The 21,342-nt window shown below is 61.5% G+C and carries 18 protein-coding genes; 3 read left to right on the top strand and 15 right to left on the bottom strand.

Annotation, left to right across the window (positions count from 1 at the left end; genetic code table 11):
* Positions 1–4: 4 nt before the first annotated feature.
* A complete protein-coding gene (gene xylF, locus BLQ09_RS26630; protein ID WP_027603560.1) occupies positions 5–1,006 on the bottom strand; it encodes a D-xylose ABC transporter substrate-binding protein in 1,002 nt (333 codons plus the stop codon).
* 403 nt (positions 1,007–1,409) lie between these two features.
* The gene (xylA, locus tag BLQ09_RS26625) at positions 1,410–2,726 is read right to left on the bottom strand and encodes a xylose isomerase (RefSeq protein WP_092359118.1); all 1,317 of its coding nucleotides are present in this window, start codon (positions 2,724–2,726) and stop codon (positions 1,410–1,412) included.
* A 139-nt stretch (positions 2,727–2,865) separates the two neighbouring features.
* Between xylA and BLQ09_RS26620 the strand changes: the two genes are divergently transcribed.
* Positions 2,866–4,092 carry a XylR family transcriptional regulator gene (locus tag BLQ09_RS26620; RefSeq protein ID WP_051429293.1) on the top strand — a complete coding sequence of 409 codons (1,227 nt, stop codon included), beginning with the start codon at positions 2,866–2,868 and terminating at the stop codon, positions 4,090–4,092.
* Positions 4,093–4,281: 189 nt separating this feature from the next.
* Positions 4,282–4,953: a hypothetical protein gene (locus BLQ09_RS26615; protein WP_133822149.1), complete on the top strand. Its 672-nt coding sequence runs from the start codon at positions 4,282–4,284 to the stop codon at positions 4,951–4,953.
* Positions 4,954–5,039: 86 nt separating this feature from the next.
* Here BLQ09_RS26615 and BLQ09_RS26610 read toward each other — a convergent pair whose 3' ends face one another.
* The 7 genes from BLQ09_RS26610 to BLQ09_RS26580 form a co-directional block, all read right to left on the bottom strand.
* Positions 5,040–7,448 (bottom strand): glucose/quinate/shikimate family membrane-bound PQQ-dependent dehydrogenase, encoded by a 2,409-nt coding sequence (locus tag BLQ09_RS26610; protein ID WP_092359116.1) that lies wholly within the window; start codon positions 7,446–7,448, stop codon positions 5,040–5,042.
* 180 nt (positions 7,449–7,628) lie between these two features.
* On the bottom strand, positions 7,629–8,390 hold the full coding sequence (locus tag BLQ09_RS26605; protein WP_092359114.1) for an SIR2 family NAD-dependent protein deacylase: 762 nt from the start codon (positions 8,388–8,390) through the stop codon (positions 7,629–7,631).
* Between the two features lie 23 nt (positions 8,391–8,413).
* Positions 8,414–8,893: a DUF4760 domain-containing protein gene (locus BLQ09_RS26600; RefSeq protein WP_053139554.1), complete on the bottom strand. Its 480-nt coding sequence runs from the start codon at positions 8,891–8,893 to the stop codon at positions 8,414–8,416.
* The gene (locus BLQ09_RS26595; RefSeq protein WP_092359112.1) at positions 8,886–9,314 is read right to left on the bottom strand and encodes a DUF1810 domain-containing protein; all 429 of its coding nucleotides are present in this window, start codon (positions 9,312–9,314) and stop codon (positions 8,886–8,888) included. Before BLQ09_RS26595 ends, BLQ09_RS26600 begins: the two co-directional genes overlap by 8 nt.
* 23 nt (positions 9,315–9,337) lie before the next feature.
* Complete coding sequence (locus tag BLQ09_RS26590; protein WP_092359110.1) at positions 9,338–10,792, bottom strand: toxin-antitoxin system YwqK family antitoxin; 1,455 nt, start codon at positions 10,790–10,792, stop codon at positions 9,338–9,340.
* A 158-nt stretch (positions 10,793–10,950) separates the two neighbouring features.
* Positions 10,951–11,994 carry an LLM class flavin-dependent oxidoreductase gene (locus BLQ09_RS26585; protein ID WP_064052580.1) on the bottom strand — a complete coding sequence of 348 codons (1,044 nt, stop codon included), beginning with the start codon at positions 11,992–11,994 and terminating at the stop codon, positions 10,951–10,953.
* A 194-nt stretch (positions 11,995–12,188) separates the two neighbouring features.
* Positions 12,189–12,674 (bottom strand): flavin reductase family protein, encoded by a 486-nt coding sequence (locus BLQ09_RS26580; protein WP_092359108.1) that lies wholly within the window; start codon positions 12,672–12,674, stop codon positions 12,189–12,191.
* A 322-nt stretch (positions 12,675–12,996) separates the two neighbouring features.
* Between BLQ09_RS26580 and BLQ09_RS26575 the strand changes: the two genes are divergently transcribed.
* Complete coding sequence (locus BLQ09_RS26575) at positions 12,997–14,403, top strand: purine-cytosine permease family protein (protein WP_092359106.1); 1,407 nt, start codon at positions 12,997–12,999, stop codon at positions 14,401–14,403.
* Here the strand turns inward: BLQ09_RS26575 and BLQ09_RS26570 are convergent.
* From BLQ09_RS26570 to purU, 6 genes are read right to left on the bottom strand one after another with little or no spacing between them, the layout of a single operon-like run.
* Complete coding sequence (locus tag BLQ09_RS26570; protein ID WP_065939713.1) at positions 14,391–14,957, bottom strand: sarcosine oxidase subunit gamma; 567 nt, start codon at positions 14,955–14,957, stop codon at positions 14,391–14,393. The genes BLQ09_RS26575 and BLQ09_RS26570 overlap by 13 nt on opposite strands.
* Before the next feature lie 3 nt (positions 14,958–14,960).
* Positions 14,961–17,858: a 2Fe-2S iron-sulfur cluster-binding protein gene (locus tag BLQ09_RS26565; RefSeq protein ID WP_092359104.1), complete on the bottom strand. Its 2,898-nt coding sequence runs from the start codon at positions 17,856–17,858 to the stop codon at positions 14,961–14,963.
* Positions 17,855–18,154 carry a sarcosine oxidase subunit delta gene (locus BLQ09_RS26560; protein WP_027603573.1) on the bottom strand — a complete coding sequence of 100 codons (300 nt, stop codon included), beginning with the start codon at positions 18,152–18,154 and terminating at the stop codon, positions 17,855–17,857. The genes BLQ09_RS26565 and BLQ09_RS26560 overlap by 4 nt, the downstream gene beginning before the upstream one ends.
* 13 nt (positions 18,155–18,167) lie before the next feature.
* On the bottom strand, positions 18,168–19,409 hold the full coding sequence (locus BLQ09_RS26555) for an FAD-dependent oxidoreductase (RefSeq protein WP_027603574.1): 1,242 nt from the start codon (positions 19,407–19,409) through the stop codon (positions 18,168–18,170).
* Positions 19,391–20,296, bottom strand: coding sequence for a bifunctional methylenetetrahydrofolate dehydrogenase/methenyltetrahydrofolate cyclohydrolase FolD (folD, locus tag BLQ09_RS26550; protein WP_027603575.1), 906 nt, complete (start codon positions 20,294–20,296; stop codon positions 19,391–19,393). The genes BLQ09_RS26555 and folD overlap by 19 nt, the downstream gene beginning before the upstream one ends.
* Positions 20,293–21,159: a formyltetrahydrofolate deformylase gene (purU, locus tag BLQ09_RS26545; RefSeq protein WP_027603576.1), complete on the bottom strand. Its 867-nt coding sequence runs from the start codon at positions 21,157–21,159 to the stop codon at positions 20,293–20,295. Before purU ends, folD begins: the two co-directional genes overlap by 4 nt.
* Between the last annotated feature and the right edge of the window lie 183 nt (positions 21,160–21,342).

Genomic DNA, 21,342 nt, shown 5'->3' with positions numbered 1-21,342 from the left:
GCGATCACTGCCCGCCGATCTGCTCTTTGGTATAGAACCCGTCCTTCTCCAACAGGTCGATATTGGCCTTGGTCAGCGGGGTCGGGGTGAGCAGGATGGTGTCGACTTTCTTGCTGCCATTGTCGTACTGCGAGCTGTAGGTGGGCTTCTCGTTACGCGCCAGTTGCACCGAGAGCTTGGCGGCTTCGGTGGCGATCAGCTTGAGTGGCTTGTACACGGTCATGGTCTGGGTACCGTCGATCACGCGCTTGACGGCGGCCAGGTCGGCGTCCTGGCCGGAGATCGGCACCTTGCCTGCCAGTTTCTGCGCGGCCAGGGCCTGGATCGCACCGCCGGCGGTGGCGTCGTTGGAGGCGACGATGGCGTCGATCTTGTTGCTGTTGCGGGTCAGGGCGTTCTCGACGATGCTCAGGGCTTCGGTGGGGTTCCATTCCTTGACCCACTGTTGGCCGACAATCTTGATGTCGCCCTTGTCGATGGCCGGTTGCAGCACCTTCATCTGGCCTTCGCGCAGTACCTTGGCGTTGTTGTCGGTGGGCGCGCCGCCGAGCAGGAAGTAATTGCCCTTGGGCGCCGCCTGCAGCACGCCGCTGGCCTGCATCTCGCCGACTTTTTCGTTATCGAAGGAGATGTAGGCATCGATGTCCGCGTTGAGAATCAGGCGGTCATAGGACACCACCTTGATCCCGGCTTTCTTGGCTTCGGCGACCGCGTTGGTCAGCACCGTGGCGTTGAACGGCACGATCACGATCACATCGACACCCCGGGAGATCAGGTTTTCGATCTGCGAAATCTGCTTCTGCTCGTTGGCATCGGCGGACTGCACAAAGACCTTGGCATCGAGTTTTTCCGCAGCGGCGACGAAGTAGTCACGATCCCGGGACCAGCGTTCCAGGCGCAGGTCGTCGATGGAAAAACCGATTTTCGGGTGGGCGGAGTCGGCCATCACCGGCAGTGCGAACAGGGCCAGGGCGGTGGCGAGCAGGGTACGTTTGAATGACTTCATGGTGGTGCGTCCTTTTATTGTTGTTGGAAAGACACTGGGTGAAGACTCTAGGCGAACACTGTAGGTGTGGCTAACCGGCGTGTTGTGGCAAGCCGGGCTTTTGTGGTGAACAGGACTTTTGTGGTGAATGGGCTTGTCGTGGTGAATGGGTTTAGTGTGGTGAGCGGGCTTATTGTGGTGAATGGGTTTGGTGTGGTGAGCAGGCTTGTTGTGGTGAGCGGGCTTGTTGTGGTGAGCGGGCTTGCCCCGCGCTGGGCTGCGAAGCAGCCCCAAACCCAGGCACCTCGGTGTGTCAGCTAAAAACACATCGCCTGCAATGGGGCCGCTTCGCGCCCCAGCGCGGGGCAAGCCCGCTCACCACACAACAAGGCCACTCACTACAATAAACCCGCTCGCCACACTGTCACCGATAAATAAACCGGTTGACCACCCCCTCCAGCATCTCCTGCCGACCACTCACGGCCTGCGGGTTCAGTTGGTGGGTAAACGCGTGTTCGGCCAGTGACTCCAGGCTGAACTCACCGGCCAGCACGGCCTGGCCCAGCGGCTGCTGCCAGCCGGCATAGCGCTGGTCCTTGAACTGCTGCAGCCGGTCGTTCTGCACCATCGCCGCCGCACGTTCCAGCGCCAGGGCGAGTACATCCATGGCGGCGACATGGCCGTGGAACAGGTCGACCTCGTCCAGGCTCTGGCGGCGTACCTTGGAGTCGAAATTGTAGCCGCCATTCTTGAAGCCACCGGCCTTGAGGATTTCATAGGTGGCGAGGGTCATCTCCTCGACGCTGTTGGGGAATTGGTCGGTGTCCCAGCCGTTCTGCGGGTCGCCCCGGTTGGCGTCGATGCTGCCGAAGATGCCCAGGGACACGGCGGTGGCGATCTCGTGATGGAAACTGTGCCCGGCCAGGGTGGCGTGGTTGGCCTCGATATTCACCTTGATTTCATGCTCCAGGCCGTACTCATGCAAAAAGCCGAACACCGTGGCGCTGTCGTAATCGTACTGGTGCTTGGTCGGCTCCTGGGGCTTGGGCTCGATCAGCAGGTCGCCCTTGAAGCCGATCTTGTGCTTGTGCTCCACCACCATGCGCATAAAGCGCCCGAGCTGTTCGCGCTCGCGCTTGAGGTCGGTGTTGAGCAGGGTTTCATAACCTTCACGGCCGCCCCACAGCACATAGTTGGCGCCCTTGAGTCGCAGCGTGGCGTTCATCGCGCTGAACACCTGGGCAGCGGCGTAGGCAAACACCTCCGGGTCCGGGTTACTGGCGGCACCGGCGGCAAAACGCGGGTTGCTGAAGCAGTTGGCGGTGCCCCACAGCAACTTGATGCCGGTCTGTTCCTGATGGCGCTCCAGATGGTCGACCATCTGCGCAAAGTGGTTGCGGTACTCCTTGAGCGAACTGCCTTCGGGCGCCACATCGGTGTCGTGAAAACTGTAGTAGTCGATGCCCAGCTTGGAGAAAAACTCGAAGGCCGCCTCTGCCTTGCCGATGGCCACGTCCATCGGCTCGCCGCTGCGCTGCCATGGGCGCTTGAAGGTGCCCATGCCGAACATATCGGCGCCGGGCCACACGAAGGTGTGCCAGTAACACGCGGCCATGCGCAGGTGCTCGCGCATCGGTTTGCCGAGGATCAGCTTGTTGGCGTCGTAATGGCGAAAGGCGAGGGGGGCATCGCTGCTGGGACCTTCGAAGCGAACCTTGTCGACACCGGGGAAGTACGGCATGGCGTTTTCCTTATTGTTCTTGGCGGTGTCTGGATACTAGCAACGGCACCGGGCCCGCTGATTATGAAAATCACCAAGGGGTGGTGCGATTTTGACCGGCGAGGGCTAGTCTGTTGCCACAGGCCCGAGGACAAAAACAATGAAAACCCTACCGCCCGTGCACCGTATCGCCTTGCTTTTCAACGGCAGCAAAATCTATGACCGCGGCATCATCGCCGGTATTGGCAATTACTTGAGCAGCACCCGCGCGTCTTGGGACTTGTTCCTGGAAGAGGACTTTCTATGCCGGCTCAAAGGCATCGAGCGCTGGCAGGGCGACGGCATCATTGCCGACTTCGACGACCCGCTGATCGGCGAAGCGTTGGCCGACAGCACGTTGCCGGTGGTGGCGGTGGGTGGCTCCTATGAAGACGCGCGCGCCTATCCCAAGGGCATTCCCTATGTGGCGACCGATAACCACGCATTGATGAAGTTGGCTTACGAACACTTGATCGAAGCCGGCCTGACCCGATTTGCCTGTTTCAGCCTGCCCGAGGCCCAGGCCAATCGCTGGGCCCAGGAGCGTGAAAAAGCCTTTCGCCGCCTGCTGCAACGGGATGGTTTGCACGTCGAGGTGTATCGCGGCCTGGGCACCAGCGCGCCGTTGTGGGACAGCGCGGTGGAACAGCAGATTGCCTGGCTGCACAGCCTGCCCAAGCCCATCGGCATCATCGCCGTCACCGATGCCCGCGCCCGGCAACTGCTGCAAGCCTGCCTGACTGCCGGCATCGCCGTGCCGGAGCAAGTGGCGTTGATCGGCATCGACAACGACCCCCTGACCCGCACCCTCACGCGGGTGCCGCTGAGTTCGGTGATCCAGGGCACGGAAACCATGGGGCGCACGGCCGCCGCCTTGCTGCACCAGATGCTGCACGGCAAACCGTGCCTGGGCACGCAGGTCCTGGTGCCGCCGGAGGCGATCAACGTTCAGGCCTCCAGCCTGCATCAACCCTTGGGTAATCCGTACGTGATGCAGGCGCTGCTGTTTATCCGCCAGTACGCCTGCCAGGGCATCAAGACCGCGCAGGTGGCGGCCTATGTCGGCGTGTCGCGTTCATCCCTGGAAGCGCACTTTCGCAAGGTACGCGGCTGCAGCGTGCATGACGAGATCCTGCGCTTCAAACTCGCCGCCGCCGCCAAGGGCCTGGAAAGCCACGAACTGGCGATTGCCGATATTGCCGCCAAGTGCGGGTTCAAATCGGCGCAGTACCTGCATACGGTGTTTCGGCGAGAGTTTGGCTGCACGCCCCGCGAGTATCAGCAGGGCGCAGGGGGGACGATGCCTGCGTCGCACTCATCCACAACGTTCAACCACAGTGTCATTTAGCTCGCTAGGCTGCTGTCCGTGTGCAAGTGCAACCTGTTCGCTTGCTCTGCGTAGCGGAACTTGGCACGCTCAAACGGTGAGTGAGTACGCCAGGATGATCAATAAGGAAGCATTACATTGAGTTGGGGAAACGTTGGAAAATTTCTGTTGGCCCTAGTGACGGGTCTGGGATCAATTACCGGGATATACGTGGCTTTCAAGGATGACACTAAGCTCGAGGCTGATCTGTCCTACCGGTATGAAAGTGCACCCCGTCAATTCTCTGAGCGTTTAGGCAGTACTGCTGAAAAGCTCAAGTACGCCGATTTGTATGACAGCATCAAGCGCATTGGCGACGGTGCGCTCAGCCATGAACAGATCGATAAAATGGTCAACCTGAGCCAGGCGCCTTACCTCGCGCTACTCGATGCGCCGTTCGAAAAAGGGCCGGACAATTACCCCATAAGCCTGTTGATTACGCTGAGGAACAGCGGCAGCAAGGTCATCAAGGATGTACACATCAAGCTGCCTGCAAAGGGACTGGTCCAGATCAGGGATGATTCGCGCTCTGATACGGTGATGCCTGATCCGGTCAGCAGTGTTGTCATTCCTTCGATTGTGCAAAACGGTGTGTACACGCTCTGGATTCATTTTCAGGGTGATTTAAAAACGCTAAAAGAGCAGGACGTGTACATCGGTTACAGTGACGGCGTTGCGCAAGTTCGGGTGTATGAGGATTTCATAGGGTTTGAAGCGAGCATGGCCCGATATGGCATTTTGGTGTTGGGTGCTCTGGTGATGCTTGCGTACTGTTTCCTGGTAGCTGTTTATCTTTTGATAACGACCGATAGAAACAATGATGCGAATACGGTCCAGAGGTGACCGCCTGCACTTGAACGCGAGCATTGCTTGCTCGAAGAGCGATCCAGTCCAGACAGCGCGGTACCGGGGCACCGCGCCAGGAGGGGTTATGGCAGGGCGTAGGCGATCACGTAGTCGCCACGGTCGGTGGACTGGCGCGCACCGCCGGCGGTGATCACGATGTACTGCTTGCCGGTTTTCGGCGACACGTAGGTCATTGGGCCACCCTGGCTGCCGACGGGCAGGCGGGCCTTCCAGATTTCATCGCCGTTGCCGCTGTTGAAAGCGCGCAGGTAGAAGTCCTGGGTGCCGGCGATAAAGATCAGGCCGCCCTGGGTCGACAGCGTGCCGCCGAGGGTCGGCAGGCCGATCTTGATCGGCAGGTGCATGCGGATGCCCAGGGGGCCGGTGTCTTCAACCGTGCCGACCGGTACTTGCCATGCGACTTTCTGGGTCCTCATGTCGATGGCGGTGAGGGTGCCGAACGGCGGCGCCTGGCACGGAATGCCGGCCACCGACAGGAAGCGGTTTTTGTTCACCGCATACGGCGTGCCCTTGAGCGGGACCGCGCCCATGCCGGTGTTCAGCGCTTCGCCACCGGACGAAGACTGGGCCTTGTTCTGCGACGGCAGCATCTGGATCCACAGGCCCAGGCGCATGTCGTTGACAAAGATAAAGCCATGCACCGGGTCGGTGGAAATGCTGCCCCAGTTCATGCCACCCAGGGAACCCGGGAAGCTCAGGGATTTATCCGTGCCCGGCGCAGTGTACAGGCCGTCGTAGCGCATGCCCTTGAAGTCGATGCGGCACAGCAACTGGTCGTACGGGGTGGCGCCCCACATGTCCGACTCGCTCAGGGTCTGCGCGCCGATCTGCGGCATGCCCACAGACTTGGGCTGGGTCGGCGAATAAGGCTCGTTTGGAATGTTGGCGGCCTTGACCGGTACTTCCTTGACCTCGGTCAGCGGCGTGCCGGTGGCGCGGTCGAGTACATAGATCTGCCCGGCCTTGGTGCCGATCACCACCGCCGGTACCGCCTTGTCGCTGCCCGGTGGGGTGAAGTCGATCAGGCTCGGCTGCATCGGCAGGTCGAAGTCCCACAGGTCATTGTGGACGGTCTGGTACACCCACTTTTCAGCACCGGTCGAGGCATCCAGCGCCAGCACGGACGCGCCGTATTTATGGTTGAGCGGGGTGCGTTCCACGCCGTAGATGTCGGTGGACGAGCTGCCCATCGGCAGGAAGACCGTGTTCATCAACGGGTCGTAGGACATCGGCGCCCAGCTGTTTGGGGTGCTGCGCACATAGGTCTTGTCGCCGGTCGGGGCCTGTTTGTCTTCCGGGTTGCCCGGGTCGAAGGCCCAGCGCATTTGCCCGCTGATCACATCGAAGCCACGGATCACGCCGCCGGGCATGTCGGTCTGGACGTTATCCGCGACGCGGCCGCCCACCACCACGGTAGTCCCGGCGATCAACGGCGCGGACGACAGCTGGTAGTAGCTGTCCGGCACATTGCCCAGGCCGGCTTTCAGGTCCACCTGGCCGTGGGTACCGAAGTCTTCGCAGAATTTGCCGGTGTCGGCATCCACGGCGATCAGGCGCGCATCGATGGTGTTGGTCAGCAAGCGGCGCTGGCACTGCGCACCGGCGGGAACGCTGGCGGCGACGATCGGCGAGCTGTTGGGCTGGGTCGGCTGGGCAATCGGCGCGGTGGCGTCGAAATACGCCATGCCCCGGCAACGCTGCCACACCGCCGACTTGGCGTTGACTTCGTTCTTCCACAGCTCTTTGCCGGTGTCGGCGTCGAGGGCGATCAGGTTGTTGTGGGGCGTGCAGATAAACACCTTGTTGCCGATCTGCAGGGGCGTGAGCTGGTCTTCGGCGCCGTTGCCGTCGCTGAGGGCCACGTCACCGGTGTGATACGTCCAGGCCACCTTGAGCTTGTCGACAGTGTCGCGGTTGATCTGGTCCAGCGCGGCGAAGCGGCTGCCCCCTTCGGTGTTGCCGTAGTGGGCCCAGTCCTTCTGCGCGTCGGCTGCGGCCACGGGCGTGATGCCTGGGCCTGCACCGGTCGGCGCGACGCTGGGGTGGGCGACAAACATATTGCCCGCCGCCACCGCCACGCCCACCGCCAATACGGCGGCAACGCCATAGGCACCGCGCGCGGGCCGGCCGGCCAGCAGCGGATACACCAGCGCCACTACCAGGCCGATGACCGCGAACATGAACAGCCGCGAGAACAGCGGCCAGAACACCAGGCCTACATCCGCCACCGCCCAGATGGCCGTGCCGATCAGGAACGCCGCGAACAGCCATGCACCTGCGGTTTTTTGCCGGGCAATCAGCAGGCCGGAAACCGCCATGGCCACGCCGCCGACCAGGAAGTACCAGGAACCACCAAGGCTGACCAGTTTGGCGCCGCCAACGGCCAGCGCGAGGCCGAGCAGGGCGATGATTACGCCCAGGCCCAGGAGTAGGAATCTAGAGACGCCAGTGGCGCGCGATGCTCGTTTCATGTCGAAAGGACTCGAGTGAGAGAGGGCAAAGACGCGATTTTAGCAAGATAAGTAACCAGTTAGTACATTGTGGTTCTGCAATAGACTATTACAGGTGCTGCGATGATGCAGTGCGGTTAAATGCCGCTTTGGGTGCGATGCGGGGGCATCGCACGGCAAAGGCCACGTTGTTCTGGTGATTTAAACGCTGATCAATGCCTGTGCAATTCTGGGAAGCCAACTGGTCGCGGTGCCAATTAGGGTGTTGCCGGGCGCTGATACGGAGGGTGCAAGATTGATGTGCACGACCCAGGCTCCCCGTTCGGCGGCCAAGATCGGCAGGTATACCGCTGGAGCGACGCTTTCGGAGGTCCCAACGGACAGGAAAACGTCGCAGTCGAGCGCCGCTGCATTGGCGCGTTTTATGTCCTCAGGCGACAATTTCTCACCAAACCAGACAACGTTCGGTCGAACCAGGCCGTCACAGTGTTGGCAGTGCGGCGGATCTGATGGACCTTCTTCCTGGGACGCATTGACAGGCAGGGCATCCAGATAAGGTTTATTACACGTGTAGCAGCGAGCAGTGGTCAGGTGCCCATGTAGATGAATCGCATCCCTGGAGCCCGCGCGCTCATGCAGATCGTCGACGTTCTGCGTGATAAGTGTTACGCGGTGCAGGGATTGTTCGAGCTCGGCCACGGCCAGATGCGCAGCATTTGGCTTCGCTTTGCTGACCAGCATTCGACGCCAGGAATACCAGCCCCAGACCAATGCAGGGTTTTGTTCAAAGGCTTCAGCACTGGCGAGTTCGCCTTGCTTATAGCGCGACCAGAGCCCGGTCGCGGGGTCGCGGAATGTGGCAATGCCGCTTTCGGCGGAGATACCTGCACCAGTAGAAATCACTACATGCCGTGCCGTGCGCAGCTTCTCGAGAGTGTGTTGGAAAAGGGTTTCGGCGTTCATCGTTTCACCTCAAGAAGTTGCATTCAGCTTCGGACGCACTGATCGCGCAACCAATCGAAGTTGCTCCAGTATTTGCGGTCGCCGCCTGCCTGGGTGCGCTTTTTCTCGATGTAGGGCGCAAGCACTTGGTGGCAGTGCAGGATGCTGGGCGCCCAGTTTTCGATGATGACGTGTTTGTTCGTTATCAAATCCACACGCAGCAGTGCTGCCACAACGTCGTAGTTTGCACAGGCCAAGGATGCCTGCTGGACGTGGCGTTCGTCCCAGCTGTCATGGTGCAGGCTCGATAGCGTCGCGCGGACCGTTTCGCGTGCTTCGCGGGCGTCACTGGCTTGCAGGAATTCGACAATCGAGATGATGCTCTGTGCTTCGGAGGCCAGCTGTGTTGCCTTGAGTTGGGACGTCAAGATTCCGATCTGGCGGCCCACCAGGTACACAGAGAGGAAAGCGGCCAACGCCACGATGATCTGCACTGCCAATGTCCATTTTTCGTAATCAGTCATGTCCATTCTCTTGCTGGTTAAGAATCATACGTGTTTTTTCATCTACGCCGCTCAGGCCATCCCGCGCTTGCGCATAGAGGGATCCGGCATCAGTGACAGCCGCGAACAGCGTCATGCAGGAGGCGAATTTCAGCGCGTCGACGTCGCCGAGCAGCTCCTCCAAAGGCACTGCTGCATCGAGGACTGCACGGGTGGCGCGAGCAAGCCGGGGACCTAATATCGGGTGTTGCAAGTAGTCGCGTGCTTCAGCAGCACCCTGCAAGCCGTAGTAGGTGGCCTTTTCACTGGAGCCCAGGCCACGCAGTTGGGGAAAGATGAACCACATCCAATGGCCGTCTTTTTTTCCGTGCTCCAACTCATTAAGCGCAGCTTCGAATTGTGAGGCTTGAGCCAGGACAAAGCGTTCCAGCGATTGCTTCATGTCGCACTCCATCAACAAGGCCGTTACAGGCAGCTCTGCTCGAACTCTTCGAGCATGTCGGCGCGGATCAGCGCCTCAGGGTCTTCGGCATGCACCGCGTCGACCTGGCGTTGTACGCAGCTTTCACGATCACGGGTGCTGTTGCCGGAGTTCGTGGCCACCGTTGCCTGGGGCGGGGTGGTGACGATCGCCTGGCCTGGCGCGGGGATGTCGACCAGTTGCTCATAGCGGGAGACAAAGCCGGCACCGACGTAGGTGCTGTTCTTGTCGAAGGCCTCTTCCTCTCTCACCGGGTTGGCCCATTGCTGAAAGCCGCCGAGCAAGCCCATTTTGCCGGGGTGCTGCTGGCGCAGATCGGGTGTGAGGGTGACAAGCACCTGACTGACCTGGCCCGCATTCCAGACGATGATTGCCTGTAGTTCACCCTTGTCACTGAACAGCCGTTCCTGGCCCTGTTTGACCACGCGCTGTTGTTGGTCATAGTTATCGCGCCCGAGTCCCTGGAACTGGCTTTCCTGGCGGTCACCGACCCACACCGTTGCGGTGGCACTGATCAACTTGCCTTTGTTCCACTCCAGTTCGCGGATGAGGTGGCCGTTGTCATCCCAGTACTGTTCGGTGCCGTCGTTGGCCAAGTCACTGGCCATGTATTGGTTGACGTCTTCCTTGAGGGCCACACGGCTGACGTGATGGATGTGTTTACCGTCATAGCTGTACTGGTCAACTACGCGTGTGCGCAGTTTTCCATGTTCGAACACACTGGACTCAGTCACGTTCCCGCGCGCATCGATACGCCGCTGGGCGCCGTGCTGCAGGCCGTTTTCGTAGTTTTCTTCGTCAGAGACATAGAAGCGATTGCCGGTCAGGCCATAGTCTTTTTGAGGACCGTGCTGCTTGCCGTTCAGGTACGTGCGGTGCTGGGTGCCACGGTTATCGAAACCACTGCGCAGGCCGTTCTCCCATTTCAGGTCGGCGATCAATGCATCGCCTTCATTGTCCCAGGCGCGTTCGGCGCCATTCTTTTTACCGGCGGTGTAGTGCACCTCGAGGATACGTTCACCGTTCTGCGGGTTGAACTGCTCGGTTACACCGTCCTGCGCTCCGTTTTTCCAATGGGCGATCAAGATTTTCTTGCCGGTCTTGGCGTCGAATTTTTCTTCTTTGCCATCGCGCTTGCCGGCTTTGAACTCGCCCGAGGCCAGCAAGTTACCGGCGTTGTCGGAGCAATGAATTTCACCGTCGGGCAGCCCTTTTTCGATATCGACAGTACAGGTGCCGACGTTGAACAAACCGAGCACGGACATCGGGTAATTGAGCACGCGCCCGCTGAACGGATCGTCCGCGTGCACTTTGTAGAGCAGGCCTTGGATTTCCCGTGTCTGACGCGCGTCAATTTCTTCGGTGAAGCAGCCTGTGAGGCTGAGGGATGCCAGGGTTATTGCACCCATGGCGAGGCAACTACGGACGTTGAGCGACACCAGAATCTCCTTATTCACGGGACGGCAACTGCCGATCAGTGAGGCGTGAAAAGGACGCAGTGTAGAGCAAATGAGGTGGGTGATTCCAATTTGATATTAGTTGGTCCGAAGGCAGCCGGGAGGCGGCTGCCTTCGCAAGAGCCAGTCTCGGTGTTCAGTTACCGAAACGCTGGCACCACCTGCTCGATAAACAACGCCAACGACTTCTTCTTCTCGGCATGGGGCAGGCTGTTGTCGCACCAGAAGCTGAACTCATCCACGCCCAGTTCCTGGTAGTAGCGGATGCGCGGGATGATTTCTTCGGCGGTGCCGATCATCGCGGTCTTGTGCAGGCTGTCCAGTTCGAACTCCGGGCGGGCGGCGAATTTTTCTTCCGGGCTCGGTGCCAGGAAGCCATTCACCGGCACCTCTTTATTACCGAACCAGGCATCGAAGGTGCGATAGAACTTCGAGATCGCCTTGGCCCCGACTTTCCAGCCGTCCGGATCATCGGCGGCATGCACGTGGGTGTGGCGCAGCACCATCAGTTGCGGGCGCGGTACGCCAGGATTGTTGTCGAGGGCGGCCTGGAATTTGTTTTTCAGGTCGAGGACTTCCTCGTCGCCCTTCATCAGCGGCGTGACCATCACGTTGCAGCCGTTGGCCACTGCGAAGTTGTGCGAATCCGGGTCGCGGGCGGCGATCCACATCGGCGGGTTGGGCTGCTGGATCGGCTTGGGCACGCTGGTGGAGGTGGGGAATTTCCAGATGTCGCCGTCGTGGGCGTAGTCGCCTTTCCACAACGCACGCACCACCGGCACCATCTCGCGCAGCGCCTGGCCGCCGCTGGAGGCGGGCATGCCGCCGGCCATGCGGTCGAACTCTACCTGGTAAGCGCCACGGGCCAGGCCGACTTCCATGCGCCCGTTGCTGATCACATCGAGCAGGGCGCATTCACCGGCGACTCGCAACGGGTGCCAGAACGGCGCGATGATGGTGCCGGCACCCAGGTGAATGGTGGTGGTCTTGGCCGCGAGGTAAGCCAGCAGCGGCATCGGGCTTGGCGAGATGGTGTATTCCATGGCGTGGTGTTCGCCAATCCATACGGTGCTGAAACCGCCAGCCTCCGCCATCAAGGTCAGTTCAGTCAGGTCTTCGAACAACTGACGGTGGCTGACACTTTCGTCCCAACGTTCCATGTGTACGAACAGGGAAAACTTCATGACGCTTACCTCGGATCTATTGTGATCGGCCTGTCGACTGCGGGCCCTTAAGTGCTCTCGCCAATGTGAAGCCTGCCAGTGATGACGGCGGTTCGGCGGATTGATTATTGGTATACCATAATACGGAATGTCCGCAAAATTTTTCTCTCAACCGGTTACCGGGCTGACACCTGCAATCAAACTGTGGGAGGGGCTCAGGCCGGCAGCGGCAGGGCGCCCATCTTGCCGTGGCAATACACCAGTGGCCCGGCGTTCTGCCGGGGCACGATCAGGTTCTTCACTGCGCCGACCATGATCGCGTGATCGCCGCCTTCGTATTCGCGCCACAACTCGCACTCGATCACCGCCGTGGCATTCGCCAGGATCGGGTTGCCCAACTCACTGAGGGTCCATTCAATGCCCTGGGCCTTGTCCTTGCCCTTGCGCGCAAAGGCATAGGCTTCTGTTTGCTGCCCACCGGAAAGCACATGAATGGCAAAGCGTTTGTTCTTGATCAACACCGGGTACGAGTCGGAGCTGTAGTTGGGGCAGAACAGCACCAGGGCCGGGTCCATGGACAACGAGCTGAAGGCACTGGCGGTCAACCCGACGATTTGCCCGTCGTCATCGAGCGTGGTGATCACGGTGACCCCGGACGGAAACGAACCCATCACTTGTTTGTAGATAGCGGCATCGATCATGGGGCGGTCCTCTGCGGATAAAGCGGTTTTTATGGGTTTGTAGGTCTGATGGTATACCGTAATACAATCGATGCAACCGCTTTTTCAGTCGCCCGATGAACGTCAAGGCTGGGTCTAATAGCCAATAAATACGGGCGCCATGGCAGGAAATAACGGGGTGCCCTGTGGCACACTTGCGGATCAGATGGGCGCTGAAACTACGGATCAGCCTTGTGAAAATGTTGGAATACCATAATATGGTGTTCATCTGAGGGGCGGCCAGAGAGCTCCCCCGGTGTGGCGTCAAACAACTATAAGATCAGACAAACGCGAGTTCATTTCCATGCCCCAGATGTCCCGGCAAGACCCCCTGATCGAGCATCACACGGTCGATTACGTCCCCCTCGCAGAGCGCCATGGAAAGGCCCGCGACCTGTTCACCTTATGGTTCAGCACCAACATCGCACCGCTGCCGATTGTCACCGGTGCCATGGTGGCCCAGGTGTTCCATCTCAATCTGGCGTGGGGGCTGCTGGCGATTGCCCTCGGGCATCTGCTCGGCGGCATCGTGATTGCCCTCGCATCAGCCCAGGGCCCGCGCATGGGCATCCCGCAGATGGTGCAGAGCCGTGGCCAGTTCGGCCGTTACGGCGCGCTGCTGATCGTGTTCTTTGCCGCGCTGATCTACATCGGCTTTTTCATCTCCAATATCGTCCTGGCCGGCAAGTCCATCGTCGGCATCGTGCCGTCGGTGCCGGTGCCGGCGAGCATCCTGATCGGCGCCCTCAGCGCCACCGCGATCGGCGTGATCGGCTACCGCTTTATCCATAGCCTCAACCGCATCGGCACCTGGGTGATGGGCAGCGCGTTGCTGGCCGGTTTTATCTACATCTTCGCCCATGACCTGCCGGCAGATTTCCTGACCCGTGGCGGCTTCAACGCCGCTGGCTGGTTGGCCACCGTGTCGCTGGGGGTGATCTGGCAGATCAGCTTTTCGCCCTACACCAGCGACTACTCGCGCTACCTGCCGGCGGATATTGGCATCACCCGGCCGTTCATTGCGACCTACCTGGGCGCCACCCTCGGCACCATCCTGTCCTTCGCCTTTGGCCTGGTAGCCGCACTGGCCACGCCCGAAGGCACCGAAGCCATGGTCGCGGTCAAGCAAGCCACCGGCTGGCTGGGGCCGATCCTGATGGTGCTGTTCCTGCTCAATATCATCAGCCACAACGCCCTGAATCTGTACGGCGCGGTGCTGTCGATCATCACCTCGGTGCAGACCTTCGCCAGCCACTGGACCCCGAGCATCAAGGTGCGCGTGCTGCTGTCGGGCGTGGTCCTGGCCGGTTGCTGCGTGGTGGCGTTGGGCGCGTCGGCGGACTTCATCTCGCAATTCATCGGCCTGATCCTCGCGCTGTTGCTGGTGCTGGTGCCGTGGGCGTCGATCAACCTGATCGACTTCTACATCATCAAGCGCGGGGTCTATGACATTGCCTCGATCTTCCGGGCGGATGGCGGGGTGTATGGGCGTTTCAACCTGCATGCGATCGTGGCGTACTGCATCGGCATCATCGTGCAACTGCCGTTTGCCAATACGTCGCTGTATGTGGGGCCGTGGGCCAACCTGGTGGAAGGCGCGGATCTGTCGTGGCTGATGGGACTGGTGGTGACGTGCCCGTTGTATTACTGCCTGGCGACACGTCAACACACCCGGAAGATCAGGGCGGTGCGGTTGGGCTACACCGACTGAGCCACTCCGCCGAACTCCTCCAACGCATCCCGCAACGCGCCCTCGAAGTATTCCTTCGAGGCGCGATCCCAGAGGATATGAAACGCCGGCAGCTCCACACTCCCTGTGTGGATGACAATCGCATTGACCCGCGCCACTGACGTCTGCGCCACCATCCCGGGCTTGAACGCCGGGTCGCTCAAGTCAACCCCGCACAGCTTGGCCATCACCTGCGCAATCACGCCCCCGCTGAGTCGCACACAGGCATGGCTGTCCTGGCGCGGCAGCAGGTAATTGGCGCGGTGGTCCAGTTCCCAACGCGCTTCTTCATCGGCAATCCGTTGCCCCTGATCCTGCGGACTGCCCAGCACCAGGTATTCGTTCTGCGACAGGCGCGCCACCCAGCTGCCGTCCGCTTGTGCGCTGGCTTGGTTGGGCGCGCCCGGCAACGTGAAGCCGCGCGCGGTAAGGTACTCGGCGCTTTGTGCGCCGCGAAAGCCGACCCGGGGCAGGTCGGTCTGGTCCTGCAGTTGGCAGGGCGGCGTGAACAATTCGTGGGCTTTCAGACTGGTCATGGCTTAACCCTCCTGGCGTTGGTTAGTGGGGTCGAAGAACGGCAGTTGCACCACCTCGGCCTGGACGACGATGCCGCCTTCGACGCGAATCGGAATGCGCTGCCCCGGTGTGCTCTGGTCGATCCCGGCGTAGGCCAGGCCGATGATGCGGCCCAGACTGGCGGAATATTCACAGGAGGTGACGTTGCCGCTGATGTCCGCGCCGTTGAGCACCAGGTGGCCTTCCAGCGGTTGCACGCTGCCCTTGGGCAGGCTGAAGCCCACCAGTTTGCGTTTCAGCGGCTGGGCTTCAAGGATGTCCACCGAGCGGCGGCCGACGAAGAACGGCTTGTTGCGGCTGACCGCCCAGCCCATGTCGATTTCTGCCGGGTGAGTCATGCCGTCGGTGTCCTGGCTGATGATCACATGGCCTTTTTCCAGGCGCAGCAGGCGTTGGGTTTCGACGCCGAAGGGGCGAATGTCAAAGGCCTTGCCGGCCGTCATCAACGCGTCCCACAACGCCAGGCCGTGGCGTGCCGGTACGTGGATTTCATAGCCCAGCTCGCCGACGAACCCCACCCGCAGTAGGCGCGCCTTGATTCCGGCCACCGTGCCCTGGCGCACGCCCAGGTAGGGGAAGCCTTCGGCACTCAGGTCGAGGTCGCTGCACACCTGCTCCAGCACCTTGCGCGAATCCGGCCCGGCGAGGTTCACCGCACAAATCGCTGCCGTGACGTTGGTCACGTCCACGTCCAGGCGCCACTGTGCGTTCCACTTGAGCATCTGCTGGTAGATGCGGTCGACGCCGCTGGTGGCGGCGGTGACGTAGAAATGCTTGTCGGCCAGCCGTGCGCACACGCCGTCGTCGATCACCACGCCGTGTTCGTTGGTCATCAGTGCATAACGCGAACGACCCACCGGCTGCTTGAGGAACGCGAAGGTGTACATGCGGTTGAGCAATTCGGCGGCGTCCGGGCCGCGCACGTCCAGGCCACCGAGTGTGGACACATCGATCAGCCCGACCTTGTTGCGCACGTGCAGCGCTTCGGCCTGCATGCACGCTTCGCGGTCCTGGGGCTTGCCGTAATAGGCCGGGCGCTGCCAGATACCGGCAGGCATCATCTTCGCCCCGGCTTGCACATGGCGCGCGTGCATCGGCGTTTGGCGGTAAGGGTCGAAGGCCCGTCCGGCGACATGCGCAAGTTTTTCCGCCACGAACGGCGGCCGTGCGGTGGTGACCCCGGTTTCGCTGATCGTGCGCTGGGTCGCCCAGGCCACCAGCCGTGCGGTCGGCAGCGCCGAGTGACGTCCCTGGGACGGACCCATGCCGACCGTGGAGTAACGCTTGACCAACTGCACATCGCGGTAGCCGATGCGGGTGGCGTTGACGATGTCTGCCACTTGCAGGTCTTCGTCGAAGTCGACGAAATCCTTGCCCTTGGGGTGCGGGAAGATCGGCCAGTGGAAGTTGACCTGGGCTTCGCTGCGCAACGCTGCAGGCAGGCTCGGGCTGTTCAAACCGAGGGCGCGCAGGCTGTCGGCGGCGGCGTTGGTCCCATCCGCCAGCACATTGTCCAGTTGATGCCGACCGTGTACGGAACCGGCCACGCCCAGGTTGCGCGGCAGGCCACTGAGGCTGAACTCCGCCCGCGAGTCGTCATAGGCCAGCTTGCCACCGGCCTGGCATAGCAGCTGATAGACCGGCATATAACCGGCCGACATGCACAGCAGGTCGCAGTCGATCACTTGCCCGCTGGTGCTGACCTGGCCCTGGCCGGTGATCTGGCGCACATCGACGCCTTTCACATGGCGCAGGCCTTTTTCATGCAGGGCCTCGAACACCGTGCTGTTGTTCAGGCACGGGATCTTGCGCTGGGCCAGCGCGCCCGGCAGGGCTTTGTCCGCCGGGGCATTACGCAGGTCGATCACGGCGGCCACGTCCACGCCCTGGTCATGCAGGTCGAGGGCGGCGAGGTAGCCGTCATCGTTGCCGGTGAGCACTACCGCGCGCTTGCCGGGCTTGACTGCATACAGCTTCATCAGGCGTTGCGCGGCGCTGGTGAGCATCACCCCCGGCAGGTCGTTATTGCGGAAGACCACCGGTTGGTCGAACGAACCGCTGCACACCAGGCACTGCTGCGCGCGCACTTTGTACAGGCGCTTGCCCTGGATCACCGGCAGGTAGTTGTCGGTGAACCAGGCATTGCAGGTGGCGTCGGTGAACACCTGGATATTCGCGTGTTGCTGCACCGCGCCGAGCAACTCGCGGCGCAGGGTGTCGGCACGGGTGCCGGCAATATCGAAGCGCGCGTAGGTCAGCGACCCGCCGAGAATCGGCTGCTGCTCGATCAGCAGCACCTTGGCGCCGGCATTCGCAGCGGTCAGCGCGGCCTGCAAGCCGGCGGGACCGGCGCCGATCACGGCGAGGTCGGTGAACAGGTAGGCCTTGTCGTAGTACTCGGGCTGGAAGGTCAAGTCGAGCACGCCCAGGCCGGCCTTTTTGCGGATGATCGGCTCCCAGACTTTCCACATGCCCTTGGGCTTGTAGAACGAACGGTAGTAGAAACCCACCGGCATGAACCTGGAGAACTTGCCCAGGTAGGCGTCCTTGTCGTTATCCAGCGAGCCGTTGACGTTCTGCGCCGTCACCGCCAGGCCGGCGGACAGCGCGTGGGCATCGGCCAATACGTTGGGTTCGCGGGGCAGTTGCACCAGGCTGTTGGCGTCATGGCCGGCCATGGTCAATGGGCCGCGTGGGCGGTGGTACTTGAACGACCGCGACATCAGGAAGCGCCCGTTGGCGAGCAGCGCGCTGGCGATGCTGTCGCCCTGTAAACCCTGGTAGGGCAGGCCGTCGAAACTGAAATCGAGTGGCTGGTCACGCTGGATCAGCAGGCCCATGGGGGCGGGGAGGCGGTTCATCCGGCGATCTCCTTGGCGGTGGTGAAGTCGACGCGGGTAGTGAACACTTCGCGCGGATCGAAGGTGCGCAGGATCTCGTCGGTGACCGTGTGGCGCTCGGCGAGGAACCAGTAACTGGACGGCGTGTGCATCCACCATTCGCGCACCACACCGGCGAGGTTATCGGTGTTGAACACGTAGTCGGCCCATTCGGCATCGCTGCAGGTCACCGGATCGGGCATCGGTTTGAATTCACCGCCGTAGGTGAACTCGCTGATATTGCGCGGCCCGTTGAGCGGGCAAATCATGATTTTCATCGTCTGCTCTCCGTCAGTGGCTGGCCGCTGTGGCGCCCATTTCGTTGACTTGCTGGAAGGTCGAGAAACGTTCGAGGCCGAAGGGCTTGATCAAGTCCGGGACCTTGCCGCCGCTGGCGACCAGCTCGGCCATGGTCTTGCCGCAGATCGGCGTGGCCTTGAAGCCCCAGGTGCCCCAGCCGGCGTCGAGGTAGTAATTCTTCAGCGGCGACAGGCCCATGATCGGGCTGTAGTCGGGGGTCATGTCGGTGATCCCGGCCCACTGGCGCATCAACTTGGCGTTGGCCAGGAAAGGGAACATCTCGATGGCATGGGCCAACAGGCTTTCCTTGAGGTCCAGGGTCGAGCGGGTGTTGAACAGCGGGTACGGGTCGGAGCCGCCACCGAACACCACTTCGCCACGGCTGGTTTGCTGCACGTAGCAGTGCAGGGCCGAGGAACTCACCAACGGGTCGAGGAACGGCTTGAACGGCTGGGTGACCATGGCCTGCAACGGGAAGGTCTGGATCGGCGAACGGATACCGGCCTTGGCCATCAGCAGCGAGCTGTGCCCGGCAATCGCCTGCACCGCGCAGCCGCACCGGATGGTGCCGCGATTGGTTTTCACCGCGGTGATGGCGCCGTTTTCGATGATCAGGTCCTGCACTTCGGTGAGCTGATGGATTTCCACGCCGCGCTTGGCTGCCTGCTTGGCGTAGCCCCAGGCCACAGCATCGTGACGCGCGGTGGCGCCGTCGATATGCCAGAGCCCGGCGATTACCGGCAAGTGGCCGGGGTCGAGGTTGAGGCTGGGCACCAGCTCGCGGATCTGTTGGCGGTCGATCATCTCGGTACGCCCGCCGAAGTGCTTGTTGACCTCGGCGCGCTGGCGGAACGAACGCACGGTGGCGTCGGTGTGGGCCAGGGTCAGTTGGCCGCGCTCGGAGTACATGATGTTGAAATCGAATTCGTTGGACAGCGACTGGAACATCTTCACCGACTCGGCGTAGAAACGAACGCCTTCGCTGGTGAGGTAGTTGGAGCGGATCACCGCTGTATTGCGCGCGGTATTGCCGCCGCCCAGGTAAGCCTTTTCCAGCACCGCGATATTGGTGATGCCGTGGTACTTGGCCAGGTAGTAGGCCGTCGCCAGGCCATGGCCACCGGCGCCGATGATCACCACGTCGTAACTCGACTTGAGTTCCTTGGGCGGTGGCAGGTCCACCTCCACCGGGTACTCCGAACTCAGCCCGTATTTCAATAGATTGAATGGCATACGGCCTCCGATTGGCTGCGTAGGGCGTGGTGTTGCGCCAGGGCGGCGGCCACGGTGTTTTTCATCAGGAAGGCAATGGTCATCGGCCCGACACCGCCGGGCACCGGGGTGATGGCGGCGACATGGGGCAGGGCGCTGTCGAAGTCGACATCACCCACCAGGCGGCTGCGGCCGTCGTCGTCGATGCGGTTGATGCCGACATCGATCACCACCGCGCCGGGCTTCAACCAGCTCGCGTCAATCAAGCGGGCGCGGCCCACGGCGGCGATCACGATATCGGCCTGGCGACACAGGGCCTGGGCGTCGTGGCTGCGCGAATGCAGCACGGTCACCGAGCAATCCGCCTTGAGCAGCAGCGCGGCCATGGGCTTGCCGACGATGTTCGAACGGCCGATCACCACCGCGTGTTTGCCACGCAGGTCGCCGCAGGTTTGCTCCAACAGATACAGGCAACCGCTCGGGGTGCACGGCGTGAGCACTGCGCGGCCCTGGCTGAGGCCGCCGACGTTCTGGCTGTGAAACCCGTCGACGTCCTTGTCCGGCGCGATGGCCTCCAGGGCGCGCAGTTCGTCCATCTGCGCCGGCAACGGCAATTGCAGGAGGATGCCGTGGATCGCCGGGTCGGCGTTCAATTGGCCGATCAGGATCAATAAGTGTTCGGTGCTGGTATCGCCGGGCAGGCGATGCTCCACGGAGCGGATGCCCACCTCTCCGGCGCGCAGGATCTTGTTGCGCACATAGACCTGGCTGGCCGGGTCGCTGCCCACCAGGATCACCGCCAGCGCCGGTTGAATAGCCTGCCCATGCAGTCGCGCCACGTCCTCGCGCACTTGCAGCAGCACTCGCGCCGCAGCGGCTTTGCCGTCGATCAGTTTATGCGCGCTCACCGGAACACCACCGTTCTGTCCTGATTGAGGAAGACCCGGTGCTCCAGGTGGTACTTGACCGCCTTGGACAAGGCTACGGTTTCGGTGTCGCGGCCGATGGCGACGAGGTCGTCGGGCTTGTACACGTGGTCGACGCGCTGCACTTCCTGCTCGATGATCGGGCCCTCATCCAGGTCGCTGGTCACATAGTGCGCGGTGGCACCGATCAACTTCACACCGCGTTGATACGCCTGGTGATAGGGCTTGGCACCCTTGAACCCGGGCAGGAACGAATGGTGGATATTGATCGCCCGCCCCGACAGTTGCCGGCACAGGTCGTCGGAGAGGATCTGCATGTAGCGCGCCAACACCACCAGCTCGGTGCGGGTGTCGTCGACGATCTTCATCAGCTCGGCTTCCTGCGCGGCCTTGTTGTCCCTGGACACCGGCAGGTAGATAAAGCGAATGCCCTCGCGCTCGGCCATCGGCCGCAGGTCGAGGTGGTTGGAGACGATGGCGGTGATGGTCATGTCCATCTCGCCCTTGTGGTAGCGGTAGAGCAGGTCGGTGAGGCAGTGGTCGAACTTGCTCACCATCAGCATCACGCGCATCGGCTCGCGGGTGTCGTACAGCTCCCACTGCATGTCGAAGGCCTGGGCGACATCGGCGAAACCGTCTCTGATCGCTTGCAGGTCGCCTGTGTGGCCATCGTTGAAACGGAACACCGCACGCATGAAAAAGCGGCCGCTGAAGTCATCGTCGAACTGCGCCATTTCCCCGATGTAGCACGCCTTGTCCGCCAGGTAAGTGGTGACGGCAGCGACAATGCCGGACACGGCGGGGCACGTCACCTTGATGATGAAATGGTTTTTTTCGTGTTGCATGACACGTCCTCGGGATGATGGCGGCAGCTCATCGCATAGCGAAAAAATGTCTGAGGACAGCAGGCTCATTCCTTGAGCGCGTTTTCTTGTGGGGAATAAAATATTCCTGAAGTGGCTTTATAGGGGAATGGGGCCGGGGCGTCCAGGGTTTTGGGAAAGTTTTTTAACTGAGGGGAATTTTTA

The organism is Pseudomonas sp. NFACC25, from assembly GCF_900100935.1.
In the GTDB taxonomy this organism is placed as follows: domain Bacteria; phylum Pseudomonadota; class Gammaproteobacteria; order Pseudomonadales; family Pseudomonadaceae; genus Aquipseudomonas; species Aquipseudomonas marginalis.
The sequence above is the reverse complement of the archived record's forward strand: the minus strand, read 5'-3'. Positions and strand labels throughout refer to the sequence as shown.